At 69.9% G+C, this 23,004-nt stretch carries 23 protein-coding genes and 1 pseudogene; 19 read left to right on the forward strand and 5 right to left on the reverse strand.

The window, feature by feature from the left end; all coding sequences use genetic code 11:
- Nucleotides 1-92 precede the first annotated feature (92 nt).
- The 12 genes from ASD47_RS17235 to ASD47_RS17290 all read left to right on the forward strand — a co-directional run bounded on the left by ASD47_RS17235 (nt 93) and on the right by ASD47_RS17290 (nt 12,205).
- Nucleotides 93-560, forward strand: a complete 468-nt coding sequence (locus ASD47_RS17235; RefSeq protein ID WP_056759221.1) for a division/cell wall cluster transcriptional repressor MraZ — start codon at nt 93-95, stop codon at nt 558-560.
- Nucleotides 557-1,519 (forward strand): 16S rRNA (cytosine(1402)-N(4))-methyltransferase RsmH, encoded by a 963-nt coding sequence (gene rsmH, locus ASD47_RS17240; RefSeq protein WP_056759223.1) that lies wholly within the window; start codon nt 557-559, stop codon nt 1,517-1,519. The genes ASD47_RS17235 and rsmH overlap by 4 nt, the downstream gene beginning before the upstream one ends.
- Nucleotides 1,516-1,962: a hypothetical protein gene (locus tag ASD47_RS17245; protein ID WP_056759224.1), complete on the forward strand. Its 447-nt coding sequence runs from the start codon at nt 1,516-1,518 to the stop codon at nt 1,960-1,962. Before rsmH ends, ASD47_RS17245 begins: the two co-directional genes overlap by 4 nt.
- A complete protein-coding gene (locus tag ASD47_RS17250; RefSeq protein WP_056759226.1) occupies nt 1,959-3,716 on the forward strand; it encodes a penicillin-binding protein 2 in 1,758 nt (585 codons plus the stop codon). Before ASD47_RS17245 ends, ASD47_RS17250 begins: the two co-directional genes overlap by 4 nt.
- Entirely contained in the window at nt 3,713-5,170 is a 1,458-nt protein-coding gene (locus tag ASD47_RS17255; protein ID WP_056759227.1) for a UDP-N-acetylmuramoyl-L-alanyl-D-glutamate--2,6-diaminopimelate ligase, read from the forward strand. Before ASD47_RS17250 ends, ASD47_RS17255 begins: the two co-directional genes overlap by 4 nt.
- Nucleotides 5,163-6,551, forward strand: a complete 1,389-nt coding sequence (murF, locus tag ASD47_RS17260) for a UDP-N-acetylmuramoyl-tripeptide--D-alanyl-D-alanine ligase (RefSeq protein WP_056759229.1) — start codon at nt 5,163-5,165, stop codon at nt 6,549-6,551. Before ASD47_RS17255 ends, murF begins: the two co-directional genes overlap by 8 nt.
- On the forward strand, nt 6,551-7,666 hold the full coding sequence (mraY, locus tag ASD47_RS17265; protein WP_056759231.1) for a phospho-N-acetylmuramoyl-pentapeptide-transferase: 1,116 nt from the start codon (nt 6,551-6,553) through the stop codon (nt 7,664-7,666). The genes murF and mraY overlap by 1 nt, the downstream gene beginning before the upstream one ends.
- Before the next feature lie 13 nt (nt 7,667-7,679).
- Entirely contained in the window at nt 7,680-9,101 is a 1,422-nt protein-coding gene (gene murD, locus ASD47_RS17270; RefSeq protein ID WP_056759232.1) for a UDP-N-acetylmuramoyl-L-alanine--D-glutamate ligase, read from the forward strand.
- Nucleotides 9,102-9,127: 26 nt separating this feature from the next.
- Nucleotides 9,128-9,385, forward strand: coding sequence for a hypothetical protein (locus ASD47_RS17275; RefSeq protein WP_056759234.1), 258 nt, complete (start codon nt 9,128-9,130; stop codon nt 9,383-9,385).
- A 75-nt stretch (nt 9,386-9,460) separates the two neighbouring features.
- On the forward strand, nt 9,461-10,633 hold the full coding sequence (ftsW, locus tag ASD47_RS17280; RefSeq protein ID WP_056759236.1) for a putative lipid II flippase FtsW: 1,173 nt from the start codon (nt 9,461-9,463) through the stop codon (nt 10,631-10,633).
- A gap of 60 nt (nt 10,634-10,693) precedes the next feature.
- Nucleotides 10,694-11,779 carry an undecaprenyldiphospho-muramoylpentapeptide beta-N-acetylglucosaminyltransferase gene (gene murG, locus ASD47_RS17285; RefSeq protein ID WP_056759238.1) on the forward strand — a complete coding sequence of 362 codons (1,086 nt, stop codon included), beginning with the start codon at nt 10,694-10,696 and terminating at the stop codon, nt 11,777-11,779.
- A 147-nt stretch (nt 11,780-11,926) separates the two neighbouring features.
- Nucleotides 11,927-12,205, forward strand: a complete 279-nt coding sequence (locus ASD47_RS17290; RefSeq protein ID WP_056759240.1) for a hypothetical protein — start codon at nt 11,927-11,929, stop codon at nt 12,203-12,205.
- 134 nt (nt 12,206-12,339) lie between these two features.
- Here the strand turns inward: ASD47_RS17290 and ASD47_RS17295 are convergent, their stop codons facing one another.
- Complete coding sequence (locus ASD47_RS17295; RefSeq protein ID WP_056759242.1) at nt 12,340-12,624, reverse strand: hypothetical protein; 285 nt, start codon at nt 12,622-12,624, stop codon at nt 12,340-12,342.
- Between the two features lie 304 nt (nt 12,625-12,928).
- On the opposite strand from ASD47_RS17295, the gene murC reads away from it, so the two are divergent.
- Nucleotides 12,929-14,347 carry a UDP-N-acetylmuramate--L-alanine ligase gene (gene murC / locus ASD47_RS17300; RefSeq protein WP_056759244.1) on the forward strand — a complete coding sequence of 473 codons (1,419 nt, stop codon included), beginning with the start codon at nt 12,929-12,931 and terminating at the stop codon, nt 14,345-14,347.
- Nucleotides 14,348-14,483: 136 nt separating this feature from the next.
- Nucleotides 14,484-15,386 (forward strand): UDP-N-acetylmuramate dehydrogenase, encoded by a 903-nt coding sequence (gene murB, locus ASD47_RS17305; RefSeq protein ID WP_056759247.1) that lies wholly within the window; start codon nt 14,484-14,486, stop codon nt 15,384-15,386.
- A 3-nt stretch (nt 15,387-15,389) separates the two neighbouring features.
- Here murB and ASD47_RS27040 read toward each other — a convergent pair.
- A pseudogene (locus ASD47_RS27040) lies at nt 15,390-15,517 on the reverse strand (hypothetical protein); the annotation flags it as partial.
- An 88-nt stretch (nt 15,518-15,605) separates the two neighbouring features.
- On the opposite strand from ASD47_RS27040, the gene ASD47_RS17310 reads away from it, so the two are divergent.
- The 5 genes from ASD47_RS17310 (at nt 15,606) to ASD47_RS17330 (ending at nt 20,684) form a co-directional block, all read left to right on the forward strand.
- Nucleotides 15,606-17,015 carry a M20/M25/M40 family metallo-hydrolase gene (locus tag ASD47_RS17310; RefSeq protein WP_056759248.1) on the forward strand — a complete coding sequence of 470 codons (1,410 nt, stop codon included), beginning with the start codon at nt 15,606-15,608 and terminating at the stop codon, nt 17,013-17,015.
- A 77-nt stretch (nt 17,016-17,092) separates the two neighbouring features.
- The gene (locus ASD47_RS17315) at nt 17,093-17,587 is read left to right on the forward strand and encodes a GAF domain-containing protein (RefSeq protein WP_056759250.1); all 495 of its coding nucleotides are present in this window, start codon (nt 17,093-17,095) and stop codon (nt 17,585-17,587) included.
- A gap of 89 nt (nt 17,588-17,676) precedes the next feature.
- Nucleotides 17,677-18,807, forward strand: a complete 1,131-nt coding sequence (locus ASD47_RS17320) for a GNAT family N-acetyltransferase (RefSeq protein ID WP_056759251.1) — start codon at nt 17,677-17,679, stop codon at nt 18,805-18,807.
- Between the two features lie 24 nt (nt 18,808-18,831).
- Nucleotides 18,832-19,752 carry a glycosyltransferase family 2 protein gene (locus tag ASD47_RS17325; RefSeq protein ID WP_056759252.1) on the forward strand — a complete coding sequence of 307 codons (921 nt, stop codon included), beginning with the start codon at nt 18,832-18,834 and terminating at the stop codon, nt 19,750-19,752.
- The gene (locus ASD47_RS17330) at nt 19,635-20,684 is read left to right on the forward strand and encodes a hypothetical protein (protein WP_162251668.1); all 1,050 of its coding nucleotides are present in this window, start codon (nt 19,635-19,637) and stop codon (nt 20,682-20,684) included. Before ASD47_RS17325 ends, ASD47_RS17330 begins: the two co-directional genes overlap by 118 nt.
- Here the strand turns inward: ASD47_RS17330 and ASD47_RS17335 are convergent.
- Genes ASD47_RS17335 through ASD47_RS17345 form a run of 3 tightly spaced genes read right to left on the reverse strand, consistent with a single transcriptional unit; the run spans nt 20,681 to nt 22,913 of the window.
- Nucleotides 20,681-21,304, reverse strand: coding sequence for an FMN-binding negative transcriptional regulator (locus tag ASD47_RS17335; protein WP_056759255.1), 624 nt, complete (start codon nt 21,302-21,304; stop codon nt 20,681-20,683). The two genes, ASD47_RS17330 and ASD47_RS17335, sit on opposite strands and share 4 nt — an antisense overlap.
- The gene (locus ASD47_RS17340) at nt 21,304-22,023 is read right to left on the reverse strand and encodes an N-acetylmuramoyl-L-alanine amidase (RefSeq protein ID WP_056759257.1); all 720 of its coding nucleotides are present in this window, start codon (nt 22,021-22,023) and stop codon (nt 21,304-21,306) included. Before ASD47_RS17340 ends, ASD47_RS17335 begins: the two co-directional genes overlap by 1 nt.
- Nucleotides 22,020-22,913, reverse strand: coding sequence for a DMT family transporter (locus ASD47_RS17345; protein WP_056759259.1), 894 nt, complete (start codon nt 22,911-22,913; stop codon nt 22,020-22,022). The genes ASD47_RS17340 and ASD47_RS17345 overlap by 4 nt, the downstream gene beginning before the upstream one ends.
- Nucleotides 22,914-23,004: the final 91 nt, after the last annotated feature.

Here is a 23,004-nt window from a genome sequence, read left to right on the forward strand (position 1 = left end):
TCATTGTATCCCAATCAATCCCATGTTAACCCATCTGCTGTCGGGGCGATCGCGGCAGGCGTCCCGTGGCGGGCTTTAACAGGGGTAGCGAGGTGTTTCTCTCGACGTTCGAGAAGCAGCTGGACAGCAAGCGGCGCATCGTCGTGCCGCAGGACTTCCGCGCCGCGCTCTCGGGCCCGTTCGACGGGATCTTCTGCTTCCCCTCCATCGAGGCCGACTGCCTGGAAGCCGGCGGGAAAAGCCTGTTCGACCGCTATCAGAGCGTGATCGACGAGCTGCCGTTCGGCGATCCGCTGCGCTCGGCGCTGGAGACCAGCGTGCTGGGCGGCATGGCGCGGCTGTCGTTCGACACCGCCGGCCGGATCACCCTGCCCGACACCCTGTGCGAGATGTTCGGCCTGACCGACTGGGTCGCGGTGGTCGGCCTGGGCGAGCGGTTCCAGATCTGGTCGCGCGAGGCCTTCCAGGCCCACCGCGCCGCCCAGCGCGAACTGGCCCGCGACGGCCTGGCCGCGATGCGCGCCCAGCAGCGCGTCGCCCGGATCGGGGGCGCGGCGTGAGCGAGCTCGAAACCCTTCAGGAGCCCGGCGCGCCGCACGTCTCGGTCCTGCTCGACGAGGTGGTCTCGGCCCTGGCCGCCGGACCGGGCGATATCGTCGTGGACGGCACCTTCGGGGCCGGCGGCTACACCCGCGCGATCCTAGCGACCGGCGCCTCGGTGATCGCCTTCGACCGCGACCCGACGGTGCAGCGCTTCGCCGCTGAGTTTTCCGCGGCGGATGGTCGCTTTCGGCTGATTCAGGACCGGTTCTCGCAAATCACCGCGTATCTGGAGGATGCGTCGGCGGACGGCGTAACCCTGGATCTTGGCGTGTCTTCCATGCAGCTCGACGAGGCTGAGCGCGGCTTTTCCTTCATGCGAGACGGTCCCCTGGACATGCGCATGGGCGCCGACGGCCCGACCGCCGCCGACCTCGTCAACGAACTGGACCCGGTCGAGCTGGCCCGCATCCTCTATGTCTACGGCGAGGAGCACGCCTCGCGCCGCATCGCCAGCTTCATCGTCAAGCGTCGGGCCGAGCGTCCGTTCACGCGCACCCTGGACCTGGCCCACGTGATCGAGCGCGCCCTGGGCGGCCGCAAGGGCGCCAAGGTCCACCCGGCCACCCGCTCGTTCCAGGGCCTGCGGATCGCGGTCAACGCCGAGCTGGAGGAACTGGAGGCCGGCCTGGCCGCCGCCGAGCGCGTGCTCAAGCCGGGCGGTCGGCTGGCGGTGGTCACCTTCCATTCGCTGGAAGACCGCATCGTCAAGAATTTCCTGGCCGAACGGGCCGGCCGCACCCCCGGCGGCTCGCGCCACGCGCCGCCGGTCGAGGCCGGCGCCCCGTCCAGCTTCCAGCTGATCTCGTCCAAGGCGATCGCGCCGGGCGAGGCCGAGCTGGCCGTCAACCCTCGCGCCCGCTCCTCCAAGCTGCGCGCCGCCGTGCGTACGCAGGCTCCGGTCTGGAGCGCCGCATGAGCCTGTCGAGCATGTTCGACCGCCGCGTGCGGGGTTTCCGGGTCGTCGAGCTGGTCTGTCTGACCATCCTGCTGGTGCTGGTCCTGGGCGTCTACATGGCCAAGACCTTCGCCGGCCGCGAGCGGGCCCAGATCGCCGAGGTCGAGCGCCAGATCGAGGACGAGAAGGTGCGCGTGCGCTTGCTCAAGGCCGAGGTCGCCTATCTGGAGCAGCCGCGCCGCATCGAGCAACTGGCCCAGCAGCTGCAGTTGGCGCCGATCAAGCCCGAGCACGAGACCACCGAGGACGCCCTGATCGACGTGGCCCGCCACGCGCCCGCCGCCCACGCCCCGGCCTCGCCGACGGCGGCGGCCAACACCGACGCGGCGGCGGCCGAGGCCCCCGAGTCGACGCCCGACGACTATCCGTCGCCCGAACAGTCCTCCACGGAGGCGCCGCGATGAGCCTGGCCAACCTCGCCCCCGGCGGCGCGCCCGCGGCCTGGCGCTGGCTGATCGAACGGGTCTGGCGGCTGGAGCACGCCTTCGAGCGCTCGCGCGCCGCCGCTCGGCCCGAGGACGACACCCGCATCCGCATCTTCTTCGTCATGGCCATCTTCGGCCTGGCCTTCACCGTGCTGGCCCTGGGCGCCACCTGGGCGGCGGTGTTCTCCAAGGTCGGCGGCAACGGCTACCTGGCCTCGACCGACGGCGCGCGGGGCGATCTGGTCGACCGCAACGGCCAGCTGCTGGCGGTCGACCTGACCCACTACGCCCTCTACATCAATCCCAAGGACGTCTGGGACGCCAAGGCCACGCGCAAGGCCCTGGCCAAGGCCTTGCCCCAGGTGCCGGCCAAGCGCCTGGACCAGGTGGTGTTCGCCGACCGCCGCGGTTTCCTGGTCGGCGGCATGACCCCGGCCGAGAAGGACGCCATCTTCGACCTGGGCCTGCCCGGCGTCGAGTTCGAGGAGCAGGCCGCGCGGGTCTACCCGCTGGGCGCCAGCGCCGCGCACTTCATCGGCTTCGTCGACAAGGGCGGCAAGGGCCTCTCCGGCGCCGAGAAGGCCCTGGACAAGCCGGTGCGCGACGCCGCGGCCAAGGGTCCCGACGGCGCGATCCCGCTGTCGATCGACCTGCGCGTCCAGGCCGCCCTGGAGGACGAGGTCCGCAAGGCCGCCATCGAGTTCCAGGCCAAGGACGCGGTCGGCATCGTCACCAACGTCCATACGGGCGAGATCCTCGGCCTGGTCAGCTATCCGGACTACGACCCCAACCAGCTGAACCAGGCCTCGGCCGAGCAGATGACCAACCACGCGGCCGCATCGGTCTACGAGATGGGCTCGACCTTCAAGGCCTTCACCGTGGCCATCGGCCTGGACACCGGCGCGGCGACGCCGGCCTCGACCTTCGACGCCCGCGAGCCTTTCAAACTGGGCTACCGGACGATCCACGACTTCCACGCCGCGCGGAAGATCCTCACCCTGGTCGAGGTGTTCCAGCACTCGTCCAACATCGGCACCGCCATGCTGGCCGAGCGGATCGGCGGCGAGCGCCTGAGCCGCTACTTCAACGCCCTGGGCCTGACCCGGCCGGCCAAGGTGGAGCTGCTGGAATCGGCCCGTCCTCTGACCCCGAAGAAGTGGGACGACGACGCCGTCGCCTCGACCTCGTTCGGCCACGGCATCAATGTCTCGCCGCTGGCCCTGGCCCAGGCGATGGGCGCGCTGCTGAACGGCGGCACGCTGCCGCCCCTGACCATCCACAAGCTGCCCCAGGGCGTGCGTCCGGAAGCGCCCCGCGCGATCTCGGAGGAGACCTCGCAGCAGATGCTGCAAATCATGCGCGCCAACGTCACCGGCGGCAGCGGCAAGTCGGCCAACATTCCCGGCCTGTCGGTGGGCGGCAAGACCGGCACCGGCGAGAAGTACGACCCGGCGATCCGCGGCTACAACCACCAGCGCCAGGTCTCGTCGTTCGCGGCGGTGTTCCCCACCGAGGGCGCGCTCGAGGCCGATCGCTACTTCGTGCTGGTGCTGCTGGACGAGCCCAAGGGCAACGCCAAGACCCACGGCTTCTCGACGGGCGGCTGGGTGTCCGCGCCGGCCGCCGGCCGGGTCATCGACCGCATCGCCCCGTTCCTCGGCGTCCGCCGCCAGACCGACATCTTCACCGTGGCCGCCCAGCAGCCGAAAGCCGCACCGGAGGCGGGACTTTGAGCAAGACGCTTTCGCAGATCCTCAACCGGCCTTGCGCGACCGACCCCGTGATCACCGGGGTCACCGCCGACAGCCGCAAGGTGCGTGAAGGGTTCCTGTTCGCCGCCCTGCCCGGCAGCAAGGTCGACGGTCGCACGTTCATCCCCGGGGCCATCGAGTCCGGCGCGGCCGCTGTCCTGGCGCCGGACGATGTCGAGGGCCTGTCGGTCCCGGTGGTCCACGCCGGCGACCTGCGCCGCGTCTACGCCCTGGCCGCCGCCCAGTTCTGGGCCGAACAGCCGGCGACCTGCGTGGCGGTGACCGGCACCAACGGCAAGACCTCGGTCGCCGGCTTCTGCCGCCAGATCTACGCCCGCCTGGGCCGCAAGGCCGCCAGCATGGGCACCCTGGGCGTGGTGGTCGGCGAGGCGGGCAAGCCGGACCTGCAGCTGACGCCGCCGGGCCTGACCACGCCGGACGCCGCCGACGTCGCCGAGATGATGGCCAGGCTGGCGAGCATGGGCGTCACCCACCTGGCGGTGGAGGCTTCGTCGCACGGCATCGACCAGCGCCGCCTGGACGGTGTGCGCCTGGCCGCCGCCGGCTTCACCAACTTCACCCAGGACCACCTGGACTATCACGGCACCATGGGCTGCTACCGCGCGGCCAAGCTGCGGCTGCTCGAGACCCTGCTGCCGCGCGCCAGCACGGCCGTTCTGAACGCCGACAGCGACGCCTTCCCGGCCTTCGCCTCGGCCGCCGTCACCTCGGGCCAGTCCCTGCTGACCGTCGGCCACGAGGGGCAAGGGCTGAAGCTGGTCGAGCGCATCCCCGTACCGGAAGGCCAGCGCCTGAAGATCGCCGCCCAGGGGCGCGCGTTCGAGGTGCTGCTGCCCCTGGCCGGCGACTTCCAGGCCTCGAACGTGCTGGTCGCGGCCGGCCTGTGCGTCGCCACCGGCGAGGACCTTGAGGCGGTGATCGCCGCCCTGGCCACCCTCGAAGGCGCGGCCGGCCGGCTGCAGCGGGTCGGGACCGGCGCGCGGGGCGGCGAGGCCTATGTCGACTACGCCCACACCCCCGACGGCCTGGAGACGGTGCTGGCCGCCCTGCGCCCCCACACGCGCGGCAAGCTGATCGTTGTGTTCGGGGCCGGCGGCGACCGCGACCGGGGCAAGCGGCCGCTGATGGGCGAGATCGCCGCGCGCCTGGCCGACGTGGCCATCGTCACCGACGACAATCCCCGCTCCGAGGAGCCAGCTTCGATCCGCGCCGCCATCCTGGCCGCCGCGCCCGGAGCCAAGGAATATGGCGACCGCCGCGAGGCCATCCGGGCCGGCGCGGCCCTGCTGGCCGACGGCGACGTGCTGGTGGTGGCCGGCAAGGGCCACGAGCAGGGCCAGCTGGTGGCCGGCGTCAATCATCCGTTCGACGACGTCACCGAGACGGCCCAGGCGCTGGAGGCCGTCCATGCGTGAGATCCTCTGGACCGCCGACGAGATCGCCGCCGCCACGGGCGGCCAGGTGCTGGCTGACTTCGCGGCCACCGGCGTGTCGATCGACAGCCGCAGCCTGGAGCCCGGCGACCTGTTCGTGGCCTTGACCGGCGCGCGGGACGGCCATGAGTTCGTCGTCCAGACCGCCGACAAGGGCGCGGCCGGGGCGCTGATCTCCAGGCCCGTGGCCATCCCGGCCGTGCTGGTCGAGGACACCTTCCGCGGGCTGGAGCGCCTGGGCGTCGCCGCCCGCGAGCGCGCGCCCCAGGCACGGCGCGGCGCGGTGACAGGCTCGGTCGGCAAGACCAGCGTCACCCGCGCCGTCGAGGCGGGCCTGCGCCGCGCGGGCAAGGCCCATGCCTCGATCAAGTCGTACAACAACCATATCGGCGTGCCCCTGACCCTGGCGCGGATGCCGCGCGACACCCAGCGCGCGGTGTTCGAGGTCGGCATGAACCACGCCGACGAGATCACCCCGCTGTCGGGCTTCATCCGGCCCCACGCCGTGGCCATCACCACCGTCGGGCCCGTCCACCTGGAGAACTTCGCCGACGGCGAGGAGGGCGTCGCCCGGGCCAAGGCCGAGATCTTCGCCGGGCTGGAGCCGAACGGCGTGGCCGTGCTGAACGCCGACAACCCCTGGTTCGGCCTGCTGAAGGCCGAGGCCGAGAAGGCCGGCGCCCAGGTCTGGAGCTTCGGCACCGGCGAGGGCGTCACCGCCCAGCTGACCGTGTTCGCTTCCGGCGCGCAGGGCGCCCAGGTCACCGCCGTGGTGCGCGGCGAGACCCTCCACTTCCCGATCCTGCAGACCGGCGTCCACTGGGGCCTCAACAGCCTGTGCGTGCTCTTGATGCTGGAGGCCCTGGACGTCGACCGCGAGACGGCCCTGGCCGCCCTGGCCGAGTTCGAGCCGATCGAGGGCCGCGGCGCCGAGCGCATGGTCCGGATCCCCGGCGGGACCTTCACCCTGGTCGACGAGAGCTACAACGCCAATCCGGTGTCGATGCAGGCCGCCCTGGCCACCCTTGGCGCACGCAACGTGGCCGGACGGCGCATCGTCGTCCTCACCGACATGCTGGAGCTGGGCCCCCAAAGCGCCCGATTCCACGGCGATCTAGCCAGCCCGATCGCGGCCGCCGGCATCGACCTGGTGTTCTGCGCCGGACCGTTAATGAAATCTTTATGGGAAGCGCTTCCGCCGACTCGGCGAGGCGCGTACGCCCAGAGCGCCGCCGAACTCGCGCCCCAGGTCGCTTCGGCGATGCGGGCGGGCGATGTGGTGATGGTGAAGGGATCGAACGGGTCGAAGGCGGGGGCCGTGGCCGCCGCCCTGGGCACGCTCGACCTCGAAGGACAGGACTGATGCTGTATTTCCTCTACGAGTGGCTGTCGCGCGGCGGGCACGAGCACGTCCCGGTCCTCAACCTGCTGAAATACCTGACCTTCCGCACCGGCATGTCGATGCTGACCGCCTATATCGTGGCGGTCGCCATGGGCTCGCGCTTCATCCGCTGGATGAAGGCCAAGCAGGGCAAGGGTCAGCCGATCCGCACCGACGGCATCGCCCGCCACGTCACCGAGAAGGCCGGCACGCCCACCATGGGCGGCTTCATGATCCTGGCCGGCCTGTTCGTCGGCTCGCTGCTGTTCGGCGACCTCAAGAACGTCCACGTCTGGGTGGTGCTGGGCATTACCGCCGCCTTCGGCGTGCTGGGCTTCATGGACGACTACGCCAAGGTGACAAAGCAGACGACCGCCGGCCTCTCCAGCGGCCAGAAGCTGGTCGCTCAGTTCATCGTCTCGATCCTGGCGGCCGTTGTGCTGATCATCTTCGCTCCCAAGTCGCCGACCACGCTGGGCCTGGAGACCTCGGTGGTCTTCCCGATCCTGAAGAACCTGGTGATCAATCTGGGCTGGTTCTATGTGGCCTTCGCCGCGATCACGATCGCCGGCTTCTCCAACGCCGTGAACCTGACCGATGGCCTGGACGGCTTGGCCATCGTGCCGGTGATGTTCGCCGCCTCGACCTTCGGCCTGATCGCCTACCTGGTCGGCAACGTGAAGTTCGCCGACTATCTGAACCTGCACTACGTGCCCAGCGTCGGCGAGCTGGCCGTGTTGTGCGGCGCGATCATCGGCGGCGGCATGGGCTTCCTCTGGTACAACGCCCCGCCGGCCAAGATCTTCATGGGCGACACCGGCTCGCTGGCCCTGGGCGGGGCCCTGGGCTCGATCGCCGTCTGCGCCAAGCATGAGCTGGTGCTGGGTATCGTCGGCGGCCTGTTCGTGGCCGAGGCGCTGAGCGTCATGATCCAGGTCGCCTACTTCAAGAAGACCGGCAAGCGCATCTTCCTGATGGCGCCGATCCACCACCATTTCGAGAAACTCGGCTGGGCCGAGAGCACCGTCGTCGTCCGGTTCTGGATCGTGGCGATGATGCTCAGCTTCGTCGGCCTCGCCACCCTGAAGCTGAGATAGGAAGGGGCGCGCCATGATCCCGGTCCGCGGTTTCGAGGGCAAGACCGTCGCCGTGTTCGGCCTTGGCCGGACGGGGCTGACGGCCGCGCGCGCGCTGATCGCCGGCGGGGCCAAGGTGGCGCTGTGGGACGAGAAGCCCGCCAGCCGCGAGGCCGCGGCGGCCGAGGGCCTGAACGTGGTCGACCTGACCACCGCCGACTGGAGCCGGTTCGCCGCCCTGATGCTGTCGCCGGGCGTGCCGCTGACCCATCCCAAGCCGCACTGGACGGTGACCAAGGCCAAGGCGGCCGGGGTCGAGGTGCTGGGCGACATCGAGTTGTTCGCCCGCACGGTGAACGCCGCGCCCGAGCACAAGAAGCCCAAGATCGTCGCCATCACCGGCACCAACGGCAAGTCGACCACGACCGCCCTGATCGGCCACCTTTGCCGCCAGGCCGGCCGCGACACCCGGGTGGGCGGCAATATCGGCGAGGGCGTGCTGGGCCTGGAGGACATGCACGGCGGGGCGGTCTATGTGCTTGAACTTTCGTCCTACCAGCTGGACCTGACCTCGAGCCTCAAGCCCGACGCCGTCGTGCTGCTGAACATCTCGCCCGACCACCTGGACCGCCACGGCGGCATGGACGGCTACATCGCCGCCAAGCGCCGGATCTTCCTCAACCAGGGCAAGGGCGACACGGCGATCATCGGGGTCGACGATCCCTGGTGCCAGCAGATCTGCACCGAGATCACCGCCGCCAATCGCCGGACCATCTGGCCGATCAGCGCCGGCAAGGCGATGGGCCGCGGCGTCTACGCCCTGCAGGGCGTGCTCTACGACGCCACCGGCGAGCGGGTGACCGAGATGGCCGACCTTCTTCGCGCCAGAAGCTTGCCGGGCCGCCACAACTGGCAGAACGCCGCGGCCGCCTATGCCGCCGCCCGTGCCCTGGGCATCCCGCCGCACCAGGCGGTCGACGGCCTGATGACCTTCCCTGGCCTGGCCCACCGGATGGAGACGGTCGGCAGGATCGGCAAGGTCGTCTTCGTCAACGACAGCAAGGCCACCAACGCCGACGCCGCCCGCCAGGCGATGTCGTCCTATCCCAGGTTCTACTGGATCGCCGGCGGCGTGCCCAAGGCCGGGGGCATCGACGACCTAACCGACCTGTTCCCGCGCGTGGCCGGCGCCTACCTGATCGGCCAGGCCGCCGAGGACTTCGGCCGGACGTTGGAGGGCAAAGCCCCGATGCGCCAGTGCGGCGACATCGAGACCGCCGTGACCGCCGCCTTCACCGACGCCGCGGCGTCGGGCGAGGAGGCCATCGTCCTGCTGTCGCCCGCCTGCGCCTCGTTCGACCAGTTCGCCGACTTCGAGCAGCGGGGCGAGGCGTTCCGCGCGGCGGTCATGGGGCTGGGCAAGGCGCCGGCGGCTTCGGCGGCCAAGCGGGCCTAGTTGCTCGCCTTCCTGGAGGGCTTGGCGTGCATCCCTACTGGTTCACCTTCGAGCCGCTGAATTCTCGGACGCCGCTCAATTCTGGCGCAGGGGTCACGGCGCGCGACGACGAGGACGCCCGGCGGTTGGTTCGGGAAGCCTTCGGAGATCTGTCTGTCGCCAAGATGGTGGTTTTGAAGGATCTGGACGGGCTTGACCAAGGCCATGTGCGTCCGAACATGGGAAACATCCTGGTTCGCGGGATCTGGTTTCCGCTCGGCTACGAAAACATCGGCAAGGACTGACCAGAGTCCATTCGCCACACCCGTTCCAACCGTCACAACAACACTCGATTAACCCTAAACTCCGACCCTCCGGCCATGACGTTCCAGACCACCCACGCCTTCGCCCGCACCGACCGCTCGCGGCTCGGCGTCTGGTGGTGGACGACCGACCACTGGCTGCTGGGCGCCACGGCGGTGCTAGTCACGGTCGGGGTGCTGCTGTCGTTCGCCTCCAGCCCCGCCGCGGCCGCGCGGATCGGGATCGACGACCAGTTCCACTTCGCGGTCCGCCAGTGCGTCTTCGGCCTGGGCGCGGCGATGATCGTGCTGTCGGTGTCGATGCTCAGCCCCCGGGGTATCCGCCGCTCGGCGTTCTTCATCTACATCGTCGCCATCGGGGTGATGGCCGCCCTGCCCTTCATCGGCCACAGCGCCAAGGGCGCGGCGCGATGGCTGCTGATCGGCGGCTTCACCTTCCAGCCCTCGGAATTCATGAAGCCCGCGCTGATCGTGCTGGTCTCGTGGATGTTCGCCGAGGGGCAGAAGGGCGAGGGGGTGCCGGGCGTGTCGATCGCCTTCGCCCTCTATTTCATCGCCGTGGCCCTGCTGCTGGTCCAGCCCGACGTCGGCCAGACCGTGCTGATCACCATCGCCTTCGGGGCCGCCTTCTGGATGGCCGGGGTGCCGATCTCGTGGATCATGGGCCTTGGCGCCGTGGCGGTCGGCGGGCTGATGTCGACCTATTTCCTGTTCGACCACGTCCACGCCCGGGTGCAGAAGTTCCTCAGCCCCGACCAGGCCGACACCCACCAGATCACCCGCGCCGCCGAGGCGATCCACGCCGGCGGTCTGTTCGGGCGCGGCCCGGGCGAGGGCGTCATGAAACGCCACGTCCCCGACCTGCACACCGACTTCATCTATTCGGTCGCCGCCGAGGAGTATGGCCTGGTGTTCTCCCTGGCCCTGATCACCCTGTTCGCCTTCGTCGTGGTGCGCGGCCTGTACAAGGCCATGAAGCTGACCGACACCTTCGAGCAGGTGGCGGCTTCCGGCCTGTTCGTTCTGGTGGGCCAGCAGGCCTTCATCAATGTGGCCGTGAACCTGAACATGATCCCGACCAAGGGCATGACCCTGCCCTTCATCAGCTATGGCGGCTCATCGATGCTGGCCATGGGCCTCACCCTGGGCATGGCCCTGGCGTTGACGCGCAAGCGTCCGGGGGCCTATGGCGGGGCGGGAGAGTTCGACCGGGCGGGGGGCCTGGCCTAGGAGTCTCCCGAGGAGAGCCGCCTTGCCCGTCATTCGCTCGCGTACCGGAGCCCTTCCACAATGAGCAAGCTGGCCGTCGTCGCCGCCGGAGGAACCGGCGGGCACCTGTTCCCCGCCCAGGCCCTGGCCGAGGCCCTGGCCGCCCGCGGCTGGCGCATTGTGCTGGCCACCGACGAGCGCGGCGCGCTCTACGCCGACAAGTTCCCGGCCCAGGAGCGCCTGGCCCTCTCCGCCGCCACCGCCAAGGCCGGCGACCCGATCGGCATGGCCAAGGCCGGCCTGGCTGTCTGGCAAGGCGTGAACCAGGCCAAGGCCGCGTTCAGGCGGCTGAACCCCGCCGTCGTGGTCGGCTTCGGCGGTTATCCCGCCCTCCCCGCCCTGCTGGGCGCCCTGGCCCAGAAGCGGCCCACCGTGATCCACGAGCAGAACGCGGTGCTGGGCCGCGTGAACCGCTATCTCGCGCCCAAGGTCGACGAGGTCGCCTGCGCCTTCCCGACCTTGCAGAGGGCCAAGCCCTCGGTGAAGGCCCGGGCCCACGTGGTCGGCAATCCCGTGCGGCCGCCGGTGCGGGCGCTGTACGACGTGCCCTACCTGCCGCCCGAGGTGCAGTTGCGCATCCTGGTCACCGGCGGCAGCCAGGGCGCGCGCCTGCTGTCCGAGTTGATCCCCGAGGCGGTCGCCAAGCTGCCCGAGGACATGCGCGGCCGCCTGAAGGTGTTCCAGCAAGCCCGGGCCGAGAGCATGGAAGGCGCCCGCAAGACCTATCGCAACGCCATGGTCGAGTGCGAGGTCGCCCCCTTCTTCCGCGACATGGCCGGCTATCTGCGCCAGGCCCACCTGGTGATCGGCCGTTCCGGGGCCTCGACCTGCACTGAGTTGGCCGTGGCCGGCCGCCCGTCGATCCTGGTGCCGCTGAAGATCGCCGCCGACGACCACCAGCGCTTCAACGCCAGGCTTCTGGAAGAGGCGGGCGCGGCGGCGGTCTGCCTTGAGGACGAACTGACCGTCGACGCCATGGCCGGCGCGCTGAACGCGCTGCTCAAGGACCCCGAGCGCCTGGCCAAGATGGCGGCGGGCGCGCGGTCGGTCGCCAAGCCGGACGCGGCGGAGGAGCTGGCGGACCTGGTGGAGAAGACGGCGGGGTAGGACCACCGGTCTCTTCGCGCCTGGAGCCGCCAGGCCTCCCACTCCGAAAAATTGCAACGTAAAGAATACTTCCCAGGATTGATTTGAGGTTTGATCTGATGGACGGTCAGGTCGCGCCTGTCGCGCTTTTCAGATGGGAGAGTTTCGATGACCATCCGCATCAAGGCGGTTTTCGCCGGGGCGGCGGCCGCCTACGTCGCCCTGGGCGCACCGATCGCCATGGCCGAAGATCCGCTGACCGCCTACACCTACACCTACTACGCCGACGCAGCGAAGACCCAGGTCCTCGGACAGGTCAGCGACCAGGGCTGCGGCCGCGTGGGCGACTTTGTCTACGTCGTCCGCGCCAATATTCCGTCGCCGTACTACGACGCCGAACCGATCTACGTCTGCACGGGCGGCGGACCCACCCTCCCCGGGGACTGACTGGTAAGGGTCGGCGACCCGCGTCTTTCGAGGGGCGACGCCAGGCCGGTCGCGGAAGTGGCGATCGGCCGACCGCCCAGTAACCGTCCAGCAACCGTCGACGCCAGACGGCGCCGACGGCGAAGATCCGCTCGTCAAACCGCCTTGAGCTGCGCCCTGCGCGGCGCCAGGCAATTGGTCTTGGTCAGGCCGGCCGGGGTCTTGGACAGGGTCTGGCTCAGGCAGTCCTGATAGAAGAACGCGTAGCATTCCTGCCATTCCGGCGTGCCGCGGTCGTAGAGCGGGTCGCAGTTCATCCACGCCCATTGCACGCACCAGGGCGGCAGCGCCTGGGCCTGCGGCGCGAAAACCGGGGCGTTGGCCAGCGCCGTTACGGCGGCGCCGAGGCACAGGGACTTCCAGGCGGATAGCTTCACCATCGCGTATTCTCCTCGTTGAAAGGAAGGATCGACGCGGTGAGCTTCCATGTAGGATTGCACACAGTCAACCTTGAGTTATCCACGAGGACTTATAACCTTGGGTGATGGCGCGCATATTCTCAGGGTTCGGCGCCCGTCGCGATAGCGGGCGGCTGAGCTTGACGGCCTTCTCGGCGCGGGTCGCTACGGGAACCCCAGCCAACGGCCTCCACCAGGACGAGGATTTCGCGCGCGATGGCCGGACGTCGTGCATTTTGCACGATCCCCCGTTCCACCCCTGCCCGAGATCGTCTAATCCGCTGTGATGATCCAGCGTCGACGACCCGTCCCCTTCGAACTCGGCCCCGTGCACTTCATCGGCATCGGCGGCATCGGCATGTCCGGCATCGCCGAGATCATGATCCGCATCGGCTACACCGTGCAGGGCAGCGACGCCAAGGCCAGCGCCAACACCGAGCGGCTGGAAAAGCTGGGCGCGCGAATCTTCATCGGCCACGACGCGGCCAATGTCGACGGCGCCTCGGCCATCGTCTACTCGACGGCGGTCAAGGCCGACAACGCCGAGATGGTCGCCGGCCGCGACAAGCGCCTGCCGCTGGTCCGCCGCGCCGAGATGCTGGCCGAGCTGATGAGATTGCAGTTCTCGGTGGCCGTGGGCGGCACGCACGGCAAGACCACCACCACCTCGATGGTCGCGGCCCTGCTGGACGCCGGCGCGCTGGACCCCACCGTGGTCAACGGCGGGATCATCAACGCCTACGGCACCAACGCCAAGGTCGGCGAAGGCGACTGGATCGTGGTCGAGGCCGACGAGAGCGACGGCTCGTTCCTGAAGCTGAAGTCCACCGTGGCCATCGTCACCAATATCGACGCCGAGCACCTGGACCACTGGGGCGACTTCGACGCGGTCAAGAAGGGCTTCCGCGACTTCGTCGAGAACATCCCGTTCTACGGCTTCGCGGCGGTCTGCACCGACCATCCGGAAGTCCAGGCCCTGACCGCCCGGATCGAGAACCGCCGGCTGGTCACCTACGGGACTAATCCCCAGGCCGAGGTCCGGGTCAGCAACATCGGCATGGGTCCGGACGGGGCGACCTTCGACATCGTCGTCTCGCCGCTGTCGGGCGAGCAAGTCCGGTACGAGGGCCTGAAGATGCCGATGGCCGGGCATCACAACGTGCTCAACGCCACCGCCGCCGTGGCCGTGGCCCGCGAACTGGGGGTCGACGCCGACGCCATCCGGGCCGGCCTGGCCGGGTTCGGCGGGGTCAAGCGCCGCTTCACCACCACGGGCGTGGCCAACGGGATTCGCGTCGTCGACGACTACGGCCACCACCCGGTCGAGATCGCCGCCGTGCTGAAGGCGGCCCGCGCGGTCTCGACGGGCAAGGTGATCGCCGTGGTCCAGCCGCACCGCTTCACCCGCCTCCGCGACCTGATGACCGAGTTCAGCAGCTGCTTCAACGACGCCGACACGGTGATCGTCGCCGACGTCTACACGGCCGGCGAGCAGCCGATCGAGGGCGTCGACCGCGACCACCTGGTCGAGGGCCTCAAGAAGTTCGGCCACCGCCGCGCCCTGCCGCTGGAAAGCCCCGCCGCCCTGCCGGCCCTGGTCGCCGCCGAGGCGCAGTCGGGCGACCTGGTGGTGCTGCTGGGGGCTGGGGACATCACGTCCTGGGCCTATGCGCTGCCGGGGCAGCTGGAAGCGCTGGCGAAGTGAGCGCGGCGGTGACCCCACCCGACCTTCGCTTCGCTTCGGCCACCCTCCCCATAAAGGGGAGGGAAGACGCGTTTTCTCTTTCCCTCCCCTTTATGGGGAGGGTGGCGGCGAAGCCGACGGGTGGGGCTCGCGCGCAATGAGCTGGAAGCAGAACCTTCCCGCCGTTCGCGGCAAGCTGCTGGTCGACGAGGCCCTGGCGCCGTTCACCTGGTTCCGGGTCGGCGGTCCGGCCGACGTGGTGTTCCTGCCGGCCGACGAGCAGGACCTCGCCGATTTCCTGAAAGCCCTGGATCCGGCCGCGCTCGTACTGGCGATCGGGGTGGGCTCCAACCTGCTGGTCCGCGACGGCGGCGTCGACGGGGTGGTGATCCGGCTGGGCAAGGGCTTCAACACCGTCGAGGCCTTGGGCGACAACCGCATCAAGGCCGGCAGCGCCGTGCCCGACGCCATCCTGGCCCGCAAGGCGGCGGACGCCGGTATCGCCGGGCTGGAGTTCTACGCCGGCATCCCCGGCACGGTCGGCGGCGCGGCGGTGATGAACGCCGGCTGCTACGGCTCCGAGACCGTCAACGTCATCCGCTCGGCCCGGGTCATGGACCGCCAGGGGAACGTGCGTGAGATCAGCGGCGACCAGTTCGACTTCACCTACCGCCACAGCGCCCTGCAGGGCGCGGACCTGATCGTGCTGGACGCCATTTTCGAAGGGACCGCCGACGAGCCCTCGGAGATCAAGGCCCGCATGCGCGCCATCACCGAGCGCCGCGAGACCACCCAGCCGATCCGTGAGAAGACCGGCGGCTCGACGTTCAAGAACCCGCCGGGCCATTCGTCGTGGAAGCTGGTCGACGAGGCCGGCTGGCGCGGACGCCCGTACGGCGGGGCGATGTTCTCGCCGCTGCACAGCAACTTCCTGATCAACACCGGCGAAGCCACCGCCGCCGACCTGGAAGGCCTGGGCGACACCGTCCGCGCCGACGTGCTGGCCAAGACGGGCGTCCAGCTGGAGTGGGAAATCAAGCGCATCGGGCGGGCGGAGTAGCTCGAGGCGCTTTGCGTCCTTCGAGGCCCGCTGCGCGGGCGCCTCAGGATGAGGACCTCTGTGCTGACATCCTCATCCTGAGGTGCGAGGCGTAGCCGAGCCTCGAAGGACGCACGGCGCCCGAACCGCACGCATCGCAAAGGTTACGGATAGTTCATCCGGTTGTTGCCTATTCCGGGCGCGGAGCGGTGCTATGAAACCCCCAACGAGGGAGATTTCATGCGCCTGTTCCGTACCCTGCTGACCGCCGCCGCCGTTTCCGCCCTGATGGTCGGGGCGTCGCACGCCCAGGACGTCAAGACCGCCGAGGCCCTGCGCGACAAGGCCCTGCTGGACCGCACCGCCTGGGACGTCACCGAGGACCTGACCACCACCATCGGCCCGCGCCTGGTCGGCTCGCCGGCCATGGCCCGCGCCAAGGACTGGAGCGTCGCCAAGTTCAAGGCGCTGGGCTTCACCAACGTCAAGGTCGAGGAATTCGCCAAGCCGTCGTGGACGCGCGGCGAGGAGAGCGCCGAGCTGGTCGCCCCCTATCCGATGAAGCTGAGCATCGTGGGCCTGGGCCGAACCGTGCCGACCCCCGCGGGCGGGATCGAGGCCGAGGTGGCGCTGTTCAAGACCTATGCCGAGCTGATCGCCGCCCCGGAAAGCGCCGTGAAGGGCAAGATCGTGGTGATCACCCAGCCGATGGTCCGCGCCCAGGATGGGGCCGGCTACGGCGTGGCCGGGATCTCGCGCCGGACCGGTCCGGTCGAGGCCGCCAAGCGCGGCGCCGTCGGCCTGCTGATCCGCTCGATCTCGACCTCGGACTCCACCGTGCCGCACACCGGCGTCACCGCCTTCGGCGACGGCGTCGTCTCGATCCCCTCGGCCGCCCTGGGCGTGCCCGAGGCCGAGCAGCTGGAGCGCCTGGCCGCCAAGGGCCCGCTGCGCATCAAGCTGAAGCTGGCCTCGACCGTCGATCCGGCCGACGTGGCCTGGAACATCTCGGGCGAGATCAAGGGCTCGGAAAAGCCCGACGAGGTGATCGTCATCGGCGGCCACCTGGACAGCTGGGACGTCGGCACCGGCGCCCTGGACGACGCCACCGGCGTGGCCATCACCACCGCCGCCGCCAAGCTGATCGGCGACCTGCCCAAACATCCCAAGCGCACCATCCGCGTGGTGATGTTCGGCTCGGAGGAGAGCGGCGGCTCGTCGGAGGCCTATCTGGCCGCCCACAAGGACGAGGTCCCCAAGATCGTCCTGGCCGGCGAGAGCGACAGCGGCGCCGACCGCGTCTACAGCCTGCAGATCCCCAAGGGTTCGGCGGGACACCCGGCCATGCAGACCGCCGCCCGCGTGCTGACCGCCCTGAAGATCTATGTCGACCGCGCCCCGCCGGCCCACGCCGGGGCCGACATCGAAGGCCTGGAGGAGTCCGGCGTGCCGGTGGTGGCGCTGAATCAGGACGCCAGCCGCTACTTCGACTACCACCACACCATGGACGACACCCTCAACAAGGTGCGCCCGGACGAACTGGCCCAGAACGTCGCGGCGTGGGCCAGCTTCATCTACCTGGTGGCCGACAGCGACATCGACTTCCGCGCCCTCAGCGCCGCGGCGCCGGCGGCGGCTGCGGGGCACTAGGGCCAACCGGCCGTCGGCGGGGGACGCCAGGGGATCGCCCCCTCGCATCCCCCGCCGAACGCGCTATATCCACGCTCATGGCTGAAGCTTTCAACGACAAGACCCTGGCCGGCGACAAGGCCGCCCGCTACGCCGAGGTGGCCGACGAGATCGCCGCCGTGCTGGACGGCGAGACCAACCTGACGGCGCGCATGGCGACCGTCGCCTCGATGCTGGCCAGCAGCTTTGACCATTATTTCTGGACCGGCTTCTACGTGGTCGATCCGGCCAAGGACCGCGAACTGGTGGTCGGCCCTTATCAGGGCACCCTGGGCTGCCTGCGCATCGCCTTCGGGCGCGGGGTCTGCGGAGCCGCCGCGGAGACCGGCCAGACCCAGCTGGTCGCGGATGTCCATGCCTTTCCGGGACACATCGCCTGCGACAGCCGGTCCCAAAGCGAGATCGTCGTGCCGGTGTTCGACGCCTCCGGAACCCTGCTGGCGGTGTTCGATGTCGACTCCGACAAGCCGGCCGCGTTCGACGCCGTCGACCAACAGGGCCTCGAAAAGATTCTGAAGGCCACATTCGCCTGAGAAGCGTATCGGGCCGATACAAAGTGGCCCGGTGGTTGCAATCCTGATCCACATCTTTCCCTAACCGGATCGGATTAGGACATATGGCGATGCTGGATATCGAGACCCTCCACCCGCTGGCCCTGGACGAGGCCGAGCTGCGGACCTGGCGCGACATGGCGGCGGCGCAGCCGGCGTTCCGCAGCCCGCTGATGGGTCCGGACTTCGCGCGCGCCGTCGGGGCCGTGCGCGAGGACGCCCGGGTGGCCGTGATCCGCCGGCGGGGCCAGACTCTGGGCTTCCTGCCGCATCACCGCCGTCCCGGGGCCATGGCCCGACCGATCGGCTCGCCGCTGTCGGACTATCACGGCCTGGTCTCGCGCCCCGACGCCGGCCTGACCGCCGCCGAGGTGCTGCGCGCCGCCGACCTGACGGCCTATCGCTACACCGGCCTGGTCGATCCTCACGGCGTTTTCGGGCGGACCGAGACCAGGGTCGCCCACGTGATCGACCTGGCCGAGACCGAGGCCGAGGCCTATCTGGAGGCCGTCCGCGCCGCCAGCCCCAAGAAGATCAAGAACTGGCGCCGGCTGGACAACAAGCTGGAACGCGAGGTGGGCGCGGTCACCCTGGTCGGCCCCGACCCCTCCCGCGAGGCCTTCGACCAGTTGATCGCCTGGAAGCGCGAGCAGCTGGAACGCACCGGCGTCCACGACTTCCTGCGCGCCGACTGGACCCGCGGGCTGATGCTGGACCTGTTCCAGAAGCGGACAGGCCCGTTCCAGGGGCTGATGATCAGTCTCTATGCCGGCGGCCAGCTGGTGGCCGGCCATTTCGGCGTGCGGCTGGACGGCGTCTATCACCCGTGGATCGCCTCGACCAATCCGGCCCATGGCGAGTGGTCGCCGGGCCAGATCTTCTTCATGCGCGCCATCGCCGCCATGCCGGGCCTGGGCCTGCAGCACTACGACCTGGGTCCCGGCCACGACCACTACAAGGGAGCCTACGCCCTCAGCCAGGTCCAGATCGGCGAAGGCACGGCCACGGCCGCGACCATGGCCGGGCGCGTCGCCCATTCGCTGGACGGGGTCATGGCCCTGGCCGGTTCTCGGGGCGCCGGTCCCGTGGGGCGCCTGAGCCGCCGGATGGAGGCCATCGCCAGCGTCGAGCTGACCATGGGCGGGCGGATGCGCGGCTTGGTCGACGCCTTCGCTAACCAAGCGCAAAGGCGCGGCGGATAAGCTGGGCCAAAGCCTGGAGTTGCCATGCGCGTCACGGTCATGATCCCCACCCAACGGCGTCTCGGCGGCCTGGCCGTCGCGGCGCGTTCGGTGTTCGCCCAGGTCGGCGTCGACTTCGCCCGCCTGGAGCTGGTGGTCGTCGACAACGACCAGACGCCGTCGGCCCAGGCGACCGTCGCCGAGCTGACGGGTGAGGCGCCGTTTCCCGTCCACTACGTCCACGAGCCGCGCCCCGGCGTGGCGCACGCCCGCAACGCGGGCATGGCGGCGGTCCGGGGCGAGTTGATCGCCTTCCTGGACGACGACGAGGAGGCCCCGGCCGGATGGCTTGCGGCGCTGCTGGCCGCCCAGGCCCGCTACCAGGCCGACGTGGTGTTCGGACCGGTCCGGGCCCGCGCCCCGGCCAGCGTCACCCGGCACCGCGACTATCTGGAACGCTTCTTCTCGCGCGAAGGCCCCGCCGAGGCCGGGGTCATCGACCACTACTACGGCTGCGGCGACAGCCTGCTGCGCCGCGCCGCCCTGCCCGATCCGGTCGCGCCGTTCGCCGTCGAGCGCAATCACATCGGCGGCGAGGACGACATGCTGTTCGGCCACATGCGGGCCGGCGGCGCGCGGTTCGCCTGGGAGCCGGCGGCCTGGGTCTGGGAAGACCCCGTGCCCGACCGCCTGAGCCTGGACTACACGATCCGCCGCGCCTTCGCCTACGGCCAGGGCCCCTCGGCCCACTGCGCCGCCGCCAGCCCGCCCGACCGCCTGGGCGTCGCCCGCTGGATGGCCGTCGGGGTGGTGCAGAGTGCGCTGTTCGGCCTGGTGGCCGGCTTCAAGTGGCTGACCCGGGCCGGCGACCGGGCCGACTGGCTGGACCGCGCCGCCCGAGGCCTGGGCAAGACCCTGTGGTGGGGGCCGTTCAAGATCCAATTCTACGGAAGGACCGCGTCGTGAGCATCATCAGCGACTGGACCGACGACAAGGCCAAGGCGTTCGGCCGCGAGAACCTGATCTTCCAGCACGGCCTGCACCAGCGGCCGATGTTCGACGACGAGGGCCTGGCGCGGCTGCTGGACCAGTATCCACGCGACCAGCTGGGCGTCTTCACCATGGGCGAGGACCCCAAGGCCTGGACCACCTGGCGCAAGGGCGCGGCCGGGAACCTGACTGGCGACCAGCTGCTGGAGGCCGCCCAGGCCGGCCGGATCTGGCTGAACCTGCGCAAGACCAACGACTTCGTGCCGGACTACGCCGCCCTCTGCGACGAGATCTTCGCCGAGAAGGAGGCCCGCGTCCCAGGCCTGAAGACCTTCAAGCGCGACCTGGGCATGCTGATCAGCAGCGCCAACGCCCAGGTGTTCTATCACCTGGACGTGCCGCTGGTGTCGCTGTGGCAGATCCGCGGCCAGAAGAAAGTCTGGGTCTATCCGGTCGCCGACCCCTATGTGGGCGAGCTGGCGCTGGAGAGGATCGTGCTCAAGGAGACCGCCGAGCAGTTCGCCTTCGACCCGGCGTGGGACGCCGGCGCCCGGGCCTACGACCTGACGCCCGGGACCATGGTCACCTGGCAGCAGAACGCGCCCCACCGGATCGAGAACGGGCCGATGCTGAACGTCTCGATCTCGATCGAATTCATGACCCCGCCAGCCCTGATGCGCGCCAATGTCATCTACGCCAACGGCGTGCTGCGCCGCCGGCTGGGGGCCAGGCCGCGCGTGCAGAACGGTTTCGGCCCAACGGCCCTGGGCAAGCTGGCCGTGGCCCGCGGCGCCAAGGCCCTGAACCTGCAGACCCCGCATGTGCGCCACCTGCCGGTGACCTTCGGTCTGGACGCCCAGCGGCCCGGCGTGCTGATCGAGCGCGCCGGCGACGGGATCAGGGCCTAGAGGCCTTCCGGTTCGAGCTCCACCTCCCGCATCCACCCCGCCACGGGATGATCGCCAAGCGCGGCGACCATCGCCGCGCGTTCCGTAGCGCTCTTGTTCTGGCCCAACTTCCAGGTTCCCTCCAGCCGCTCGACGTTCAGCCGGCAGCCGATGACGCCCCGCAGCAGGGCCTCGAAACGGCCCGGAGTCATCTTGTCGCGGGTCCACGGCGTCTTGGGCGACAGCCGCGCCTCCTCCTGGGCCGAGAGGTCGTCGAGAAGGGTCAGCAGCTCCTCCGCCGACAGCGGCGCGACCAGGCCCTCGGCCTCGGCCGAGACATAGTTCCAGGTCGGGACCTGGTCCGGGCTTCCATACCAGTCGGGGCTGACATAGGCGTCCGGTCCGATGGCCAGGGCCACGGCGCGGAAACCCTGCACGACCTGCGGCGCCAGGGCGTTGCCGCGGGACAGGTGGAAGTCGAGGGCGACCTCGCCGAAGTCCAGCTCGCGGACCACCACCGGCGCCTGGGCGACGAACGGCCGGCCGCCGACCGCGGCCGCCAGGGTGACGAACGGATGGGCGCGGACGAAGGCCAGCAGCGCCTGGCGGTCGTCGACGCGGAACGGTCTGGCCGGATGCATCAGCCCGCCGCCCGCAGCAGGGCGACCAGCCGCGCCCGGGTCTCGCCGTCGGCGACGCCGTCGAAGCGACTCTGCCGCCAGTGCCGCTGGAAGGCGGCCACGACCGTCTCCGTCCACTCGTCGTACTGGCCCGAGGGCGCGCAGTTGTAGCCCAGGCGGGTCAGGCCGGCCTGCAGGGCGAAGACGCCGGTCCCCTGCTCGCCTCGACCCAGCGGCGCGCCCGGCGACGGCGGCGGCTCGACCCACAGGCCATGGCCCGCTTCGGCCAGACGCTTCCAGGGGAACAGCTCGCCCGGATCGATCTTGCGGGCGGGGGCGATGTCGGAGTGACCCAGGATACGGTCGTCGTCGATCGTCCAGCGCGAGCGGATATCGGCCAGCAGGTTGATCACCGCGGCGACCTGGGCGTCGGGGAACGGGCGATAGCCGAACTCGTGGCCGGGATTGACGATCTCGATGCCGATCGAGGCCGAGTTGATGTCCTTGACGCCCTTCCAGAAGGCGGCGCCGGCGTGCCAGGCGCGGCGCTCCTCGGGCACCAGCCGGAAGACCCGCCCGTCCTCCTCCACCATGTAGTGGGCCGAGACCTTGGCTTCCGGATCGCACAGCCGGGCCAGGGCGGCCTCGCCCGTCTCCATGCCGGTATAGTGCAGCACGATGCAGTCGGGCACGGCCTTGCGCGCGTCGAAGTTCGGCGACGGAGCGTCAATGAACGTCATTGAGAGCGGTTCCTCGTCAGCAGCAGCAGCGGCATCACCTGGTTCTTGCGCAGGGCGATGATCAGCACCCCCACTAGCGCGAGCAGCGTGCCGAGTCCCATTCGGGCGTCGAAATGATCGTGCGTGACCAGCACGCCCAGGCCAATGGTCATCAGCGGGGTCATCAGGGTGAGCGGCGCCACCAGGTTGGCGTCGTGGCGCTGGATCAGGCCGTAATAGGCGGTGTGGGCCAGGACCGAGACGATCAGGGCCGAGAACAGCAGCGCCGCCAGGAACGGCCAGCCGGCCTTCAGCGCCAGGCCCAGGCCGCCGGGTTCTGTGGCCAGGCTCAGCAGCGCCAGCGGCAGGACCGAGGTGGCGCCCACCCAGGCCTGGAACTGCAGCGGCTTCACGCCTTCGATCTGCTTCATCATAACCGCCCCCAGCGAACCGGTGAAGGCCGAGGCGACGATGAACCACAGGCCCGGCGACAGGGTCAGGCCGTGCGGGTTCCACATCACCACCACCGCGCCGGTCAGGGTCAGGGCGATGCCCAGGCCGCGCTTCCAGCGCACCTTCTCGCCCAGCAGCAGCATCGACAGGATCGTCGTGAACGGCACGGCCAGTTGGATCACCACCGCCGAGGCCGAGGGCGAGGCGGTCCGAAAGCCCATGAACAGCAGGGCGAAGTTGCCCGCCCCCATCAGCAGGCCGACCGCCACGATCCGCCAGGTCGGCCGGGGCGCGGGCAACAGCCAAGGCAGGGTCACCGCCGCGACGATGGCGAACCGCACCGCCGCATAGAACAGCGGCGGCACGCCCCACTGGGCGACCACGATCTTGGAGACGATGTTGTTGCAGGCCCAGACCAGGCAGACCAGGACCAGCACGCCGAAGTCGCGCAGGGACATGGGACGACCGATACGCGGCGCCGATGAAGGTTTGCAATCAAAACCGGGAAGCGTGCGCCGGGGACATGCACTTGTGCGTGTCCCCAGAAGC

The organism is Caulobacter sp. Root1472 (genome assembly GCF_001426985.1).
Taxonomy (GTDB): Bacteria; Pseudomonadota; Alphaproteobacteria; order Caulobacterales; family Caulobacteraceae; genus Caulobacter; species Caulobacter rhizosphaerae.